The sequence below is a fragment of the Psychrobacter sp. genome (assembly GCF_036731945.1).
In the GTDB taxonomy this organism is placed as follows: domain Bacteria; phylum Pseudomonadota; class Gammaproteobacteria; order Pseudomonadales; family Moraxellaceae; genus Psychrobacter.
Genome location: NZ_DAINDI010000083.1, coordinates 3,449 through 10,360, shown reverse-complemented (window position 1 = coordinate 10,360; position 6,912 = coordinate 3,449). Strand labels below are relative to the sequence as shown.

The 6,912-nt window shown below is 41.3% G+C and carries 5 protein-coding genes and 1 tRNA gene; 1 reads left to right on the top strand and 5 read right to left on the bottom strand.

Annotated features, from left to right (window positions below; genetic code table 11):
- Positions 1–117: 117 nt before the first annotated feature.
- Positions 118–204: transfer RNA gene (locus tag V7D75_RS13145), tRNA-Leu, on the top strand.
- A gap of 184 nt (positions 205–388) precedes the next feature.
- On the opposite strand, the gene V7D75_RS13140 is transcribed toward V7D75_RS13145, so the two are convergent.
- From V7D75_RS13140 to V7D75_RS13120, 5 genes are all read right to left on the bottom strand, one after another.
- Positions 389–613, bottom strand: coding sequence for a hypothetical protein (locus V7D75_RS13140; RefSeq protein WP_333614913.1), 225 nt, complete (start codon positions 611–613; stop codon positions 389–391).
- A gap of 370 nt (positions 614–983) precedes the next feature.
- On the bottom strand, positions 984–2,045 hold the full coding sequence (locus tag V7D75_RS13135; RefSeq protein ID WP_333614912.1) for a hypothetical protein: 1,062 nt from the start codon (positions 2,043–2,045) through the stop codon (positions 984–986).
- Between the two features lie 10 nt (positions 2,046–2,055).
- Positions 2,056–5,412, bottom strand: a complete 3,357-nt coding sequence (locus tag V7D75_RS13130; protein ID WP_333614911.1) for a toxin VasX — start codon at positions 5,410–5,412, stop codon at positions 2,056–2,058.
- Positions 5,409–6,281 (bottom strand): hypothetical protein, encoded by an 873-nt coding sequence (locus V7D75_RS13125; protein ID WP_333614910.1) that lies wholly within the window; start codon positions 6,279–6,281, stop codon positions 5,409–5,411. The genes V7D75_RS13130 and V7D75_RS13125 overlap by 4 nt, the downstream gene beginning before the upstream one ends.
- A 2-nt stretch (positions 6,282–6,283) precedes the next feature.
- On the bottom strand, positions 6,284–6,912 hold a 629-nt coding region (locus V7D75_RS13120), incomplete at its 5' end, for a DUF2345 domain-containing protein (protein ID WP_333614909.1).

Below are 6,912 nucleotides of genomic sequence, written 5' to 3'. Positions count from 1 at the left end.
TTAGCTATAAATATATAAGTATGACGTTAATTTTAGCTTGCTTTATTAATGAAAATGCTTATAATAGCGACCACTATCTAATAAGTAGAAAGCTTACTTTTAGATAAGACAAGTTTTGCCCGGGTGGTGAAATTGGTAGACACAAGGGATTTAAAATCCCTCGCTAGTAATAGCGTGCCGGTTCAAGTCCGGCTCCGGGTACCATTATATTAGAAGGCCTCCAAGCAATTGGAGGCCTTTTTCTTATTTCAGATTTTCCTAGGCAAATTTCTTGCGATCGTATGATGTAGTTGTTTCTTTTTAGTAGTTTCCATACTGTTTAATCTTCTTATATTTCAGTTTTTACCTAAGCAATCAACAGCATCACATACAATATCGAACCGATAAATCACGTCGCATTGACTGCAATGCCTGAATACCATTTAAGCTTTACTGCTTGGTTTTGATTATTAAAAGCGGCTTGGCGCTCTGCAGTGACAGGCAAGATATTATAGGGGTTGTTTTGACCATCCCACATGAGCCGTCGCTGCACTTCAGGATGCAGGGCGGGATTGGCACTTGATTGATAGATGTTGCCCTCAGCTAAATCTAAGTAGCTAATATAGTGCAGCACCTAATAATCCGATCAGCGAGACGAAACTCATGAGTAGGATTCTTATCATAAAACTCTTTAGAGGTTTGAGCGATATCGGCACAAGCAACTAACGACTGACTCATGTCGATTGGGCACGCTTGAGCGTATTGTGTGTTTAAAGGCAGATCTTCTGCGGGACGTTCCATATAGGTGCGAATGAATGCCCATTGATCGTAGGGATTGAGTCGCATTTCTTCAAAGCTAATAGAGTGTATCAAACCCCCTGTTGACTCATCGAAAACGTGTAAATTCTAGCAATTTCACCTTGATAAGGATGTCCAATAATCTTACCGATAGGGAATTTTTGTGGCACTGGTAGTATCATAATAGAACTCAACTTAGCTATATGCTAGCTATTATAAGCCACCACTGCCCATACAAATAAGCCAACGTTGATGAGTATGATACATACCCATCTGACATTAACCTCCCAATTTCTACCTTCAAAGGCTAGTTTGGCTTCATCAGTTATAGGCTGTATCGGATAGGGATTGTCTTGTCCGTCCCAAGTTAAAAGCTTTTGCACGTCGGGATGTAATATAGCGCGCTTGGTACATTGATAATGATTGGCCTGAAATAAATTACCCAAAGCGATTATTGAGCCTATTATAAAGACCATGATCTGACCACTGCCAGAATGATCACTAGGCAGTATGCCGTTTTTACGATAGATAATATCAGCACAAGCAAACAGTGATTTACTAGTGTCAGCTGGATAAGCCTCACAGAACTGAGAGTCTATTGGCAGATCATCCGCTAGGCTTTCCATATAAGTGCGGATAAATGCCCATTGTACGCGAGGATTGACTCGATAGTCTTCAAGCTTTAGATGATGGGTAATATCACCTGTCTCAGGATCAGCGACGTAAAGATTAAGCGGTGTATAAGCTCGATTGTATGGATCTTGATGCAAGTCAGGAATAACGTCTTTGTATTCCACTATCTTAAGCTCATAGGGCTGTCTAAACTTCCAGAGTGGACGATAGTAGTAAGCTATTTTTTGTTGTTTTTTTAAAAAGTAATACTGGGTGCGAATGAAGTGCTTTCTGATTAGTTGATAGAGAAATAAAATTAGTGGCGTACCAAATACAACAATCCATAAGAAGCTGAATACTATATCAAAAATACTAAATTCATCATCTATAAAGACAACCTCTCCAATATCTTGAAGAAAATAATTACCTAACCAAAATGAAGAAAAATAAACCCAGCCAATCGTAAAATAAAATACCCAAAAGTATGCGGGTAGGAATGTTAAGTAATCAGGATTGACGTCGTGAATTTCTTTGTTAAGATGTTCAATATCTTCAGTGTTCTTTAATAAGCTTTTGTCTATACTAGCGGTATAAGGACGGTCAATAGGATTGTGAAGCTCACTGATATGTTTGGCGAAGTCGTCGCGTAATTGCATGATGTTATCCTTATTGACTTGTGACGCTTGTACGTAGTTGGTAATATGGATTCATACTTGGGTTGAGCGCATACTTCACAACGGCTCTGAGTTTATCAACTTCACGACCAGCATTGGCTTGTGCTATCTCTCTCGCTTCTTGCATATCGTGTTCCTTATTGGGATCTCGCGTCCCTTCCCTATATGAGCCTAAATACTGCGCTTGAAAGTGACTGGTCTTGGGAATGTCTAATACGACCTTTAGTCCTCTTGAGGTTTCAATGACTTGGTTTTGTCGTTTAAGCGTCTCTATGCTAAAGGATTTTCTATCTAGTCCTAGCTCTCGACTGCCGATACCGATAAACTCTACGACAAGCTCACTATCATCGTTCCATTGACTTAATGCTATCTCTATTTGTCCTGATAATGTTTGTCTAAAATTAGCAGTGTTTGTCGCAAATTTGGGGTTGACTTGTATCTCAGTTAAAGCTAGAGAGTAAGCGTGCATATCTTGCTCAAGGCTACTCATTGCCTGTATCTTAAAAGGGTTATTGGGATACTCGTCATTTAGCATAGCCTTATTGCCAAAGACGCCAGCATCTAGCCAATAGTGAATCGGTAGAATGTGACTTTTATCATAACTAAAAGCTACCCATTGAGCTATTAAGCTCACAGCCCACGCCACAGCCATAATGCCAATCACCCATGGCATGACAAAACCAAGCCCAATAGCTAGACCTGCCATTCCAGCCACGCCTGCTGATAACTGCGCAATACCTGTAACTTTAGCGGAAGTATTACTTTTACCGTCAATCATACGTTGCTGTGTCAGTTCTAAACTATACACCTCAAACCCAGCACCGACTGCCCCAAGCACACCGACACCGAGGCTAAGCCTTGCTATTGCAGTAGTACTGGCACCCCGTATCTGCATACCAGCGGCAGCAACATCAAGCGCCGCCCCCGTCAGTGCTAGAGAGGTACTGGCATAGCTGGTCATAAACTCGCGCGCTATGAGGTCTCTGCGAGCTGCCATAGCGTTCAAGTTGCTTTTCCCCATCCACACACTACGTAATTGAAATAAGCCAATCCCTGCAGATATCAGTGCTGCCTTACCTGCACTGCTACGCTCCAACTGTCGCTGTGCTCCACTATGGCTATCGACATATTTATTTAAATCCGTTTGCGCATCGGCAAGCGATTGATTGACTGATGCCGCAGCTTGAGCAGTCGCTTTGTCTGTATATAGCGTCACCGTCATTTGGGCATTTTTATCACCTGACGCTGCGTTGTTGTAAATATCTAATACTTGTTGATCTGCGGCTAGGGAGTGCATAAAGTCTACCGCAAAAGGTACACTACTACCCGAACCTTGCTTGACTGCCCCAATATCGATACTTGCAGGGATGAGTGTCTTATGTGGTTTTGCTTTATTGATTCGGTTATTTAAAAATCCCCCTAGCACTTTGGTCGCTTTGTCGGGACTATATTTCAAGATTTTTTGTGCCAGACGAAGCCCTGTAGATTGATTGACTGAAGCCTGTGTCCACAAGTCCATCTTGTACAACCAGCGGTTATTTCCCTTAATATGGCTCATGTTATTACTCATCGTCTGTACGACTTGAGCTTTATAACTTGCCAACTCATTAAGGTATTGAATTTTTTGGGCAGTCTTGGCATCTATAGCTTTTTGTTTGGCTTCATTTTTAAACGTATTGAGCCAGTTTGTTGCTGTACCAATAAAGTCACTCGCGCGCGCGAAGTTTTCATATGTTGGCGCATCTTGCATTTTTTGATTATCTTCGGGATTTAGGCCGATTAAGGCTTTAGATAGCCAATTGTCTTCAGGTGGTTTTTCTCCTGAAAGACAGGGTAATAACGTCTGCTCAAACTCTTGCTTTGCCGTCATACCCGATACTTGCTCTGGTTGATGGTCTGCCCAAATGGCATCTGGTACACCGATATTACTTTCATCAATACCGATACCTTGAGTTGCCTCGGCAATGATTTGAGCATAGCTAGCATGGCTGTCTTCATCATTTTCAATGAAATCCTCACGCATGACAAAAGCAAATTCAGAATTTTTAAGCGCACCTACAAATACTTGCCGAGCCTGAGAAATAGACTCTTTGTCTTTGCGGCTTTTTTTCGCAGATGCTAAGACAGCTTTAAATTTTGATTCATCAATGTAACTATAGACATTCCTACCAACTGCTGAATTTGCTTTATAATTACGATCAAGACCTGACCTTGAATAACTATGTTGTTCATAAACTGATGATTGATTAGCAGCTTCTATGCTACTTTTAATATTATCAATAATAATGGCATTGACTTGCTCTCGGATTTTACCTTTATCTTTTTGAGCATCATCAAGTTTTTTGAGTAAATAGTTTCGCTTCTCTGCTGCTGCTAATACTTCGCCTACAGGATCGTGTAGAGCAACCATCATGGGTTTAATTTCTAAAGCAAGAGCTTCACCGTATTCTGCAATACTCCTCTCCATGCTTCTATAAAGCGCTGTAGCGGCTACCGTACCTCCTACTATATCACTGCCTCCACTTTGCTCTAATACATCAATTCTACTAGCGATATCTCTATCTTGAGCAAGTTGCTTACGCCGAGAGAAGCTCTTTATATAGTCAGTCTCATTCACGCTCATATTAACGGTATTTTTATTACCTGTTAAATCATCAGCGACAAACTTTTGCATACGTTTATTACGTAGCATTTCATCGTCAATATACTTTTTTAGTGTCACTTTACTCAGCTGTGCATGACTCACCATTAGCCATGCCGTATCTCCTTGAAGCAAAGTAATGTATTTACTATCCAATGTACTATGATTTTTTTCTGTACAATTAAATGGTTGTGCACCTTCGTCAAAATTATGGTCATTAGACTCATCTATATTCTGCACATCTATTTGTCCAGACTGATTAGTATCTTCTACGAAATCCTCCTCAAACAAACGTCTTTTTTCTTTTAGTGCACCATCAAATCCTATGTAATATTCATACCAAAAACAACCCTCATTATCTTCTACGTAGCAGTATAAATAAGAATGAGTTGGCAGGCTTGCAACCGCATTGTGACTGGATGGTATAGGTATAATAGAATGGGAAAAATATCGCTCATCTCTTGGCGATACCTTATAATCTGTTTTACTCAACACTACAGGTAAAATCGGGATACCTGTCTTTCCGCATCCATAAGCGCATTTCTTACTAGGCGTCACTAAGATTGTGGATGCTTCAACAGAGATTGCATCTGTACCAGTAGGAATTTTATACTCGAGATCTAATACTACGGGCTCGGTTTTCTTTTTGTCTTGGTAACTTCTATGATTATTTGTCAATCTATCCATAAAGTTTAAATCACTACTCATCTCCCTACTCCCTGATTTCTAGGCTGCTTTAAACTCTCAACAATATTCTTAACTGCTTGCTGCTGCGTAGTTTGATGTTGAACAATAAGTAATGCTTGGTTCATCACAGTTTTATAGGATTGAGTGTTAATCACTATTCGTTCTTTCAGTTGCCGCAATATCATATTTATCCACTCCGCTTGCCCAAGCAGCTGCCATTGCTGCTGACTGAACCGAAAAGGTAAAGGCTGGAGCTGCTCTAACGCCACTTCCGTATTAGATGGATATACTTCATTGAGTGTCGGAAACGTTAGTACGTTCATTTCATTATTCCAATCCACATAATAAATGTGAGATAAGCCCAACTTATATACTTGCAGCTTTTGTTGATCGGTCCACAGATGTGTTAATAGAGCCATGACTCTAGGATCCCAATAGCGCAAATAACGACGCTTGTTTGTCCCCATTCCATACGCCTGTCCTATCAGATACATACTATGTTTGAGCGTTTTAGTGATTGGTTGGTCAAACAACCATAGACAGACACTACGTGGATGCGGATGACCAGATATATCATAGGTGTTTTCATATAGTGCCAATGCCAGTAGCTGCTCAAGTAGCCGTTGACCTTTACTACTATCTAGTGACATCTCAATAAGTGCCAAATCATCGCTAAAGCTATGATGAATGCGTTTGATGCGCTTAAATGGCAAATCTATGCCGCAGTCCAATAAATCAAAGACGGCTGTACCGTAAGTATTTAGATCGATAAGGACCGTCAGCGTTTGATATTGATTATCAGAGACTGTTAGATATAAAGCCTTAAGTTGCTTTTGATAAGCGTCGGTCGCTTGAATATCATCGAGGAACTCTACTTTTGGTATTAGCATGCTTAGACTGCTCCACCTTTATTACCAGCACTACCAGTCTTGGCAGCACAGTCGGCAAGCTCATCTTGAGGCATGGTAATCGTTGGACCACGTTCACCCCCACTGCCCCAATCCACCTTAGCTGCCTTATAGCCCACTTGACTTGGCGTAATAAAGGTCACATTGCCACCCGATATCTCAATACCACTGCCCGCTGCTTTTAGGGTTAGCGTATCAGGCGCGATAATCTCAATACTGTCTCGGCTATGAATACGCAGCACTTGCTCACTATCGAGTCGCATTTGTGCTTGATGCGCTTGTATGGTCACATCACCATGCGCTGCGGTATGAGTTTGGGCTTTATTGCTGTAGTAGTGAATATCCCCTGCCACCAATTGATTCATCTGGGTTTGACTGTGATGATGGGTGTTGTCTGTCGCATGGCTGTGCACGCTTTGGGTACTGGTATGCTGACTATGCTGTCCGCTTAATAGTGCGAGATGACGCTGAGAGTCGATCAGCATATTGGCTTGTTGCCATTGTCCTGATTCGCTAAGACTACTATCGTTGGTGTCTTTGCTAAACTCGGCAAATGGGGTTTGCGCATCTTCTTTACTGTTACTCTTATTATTGCTGCTGCCCTCTAGTCCCA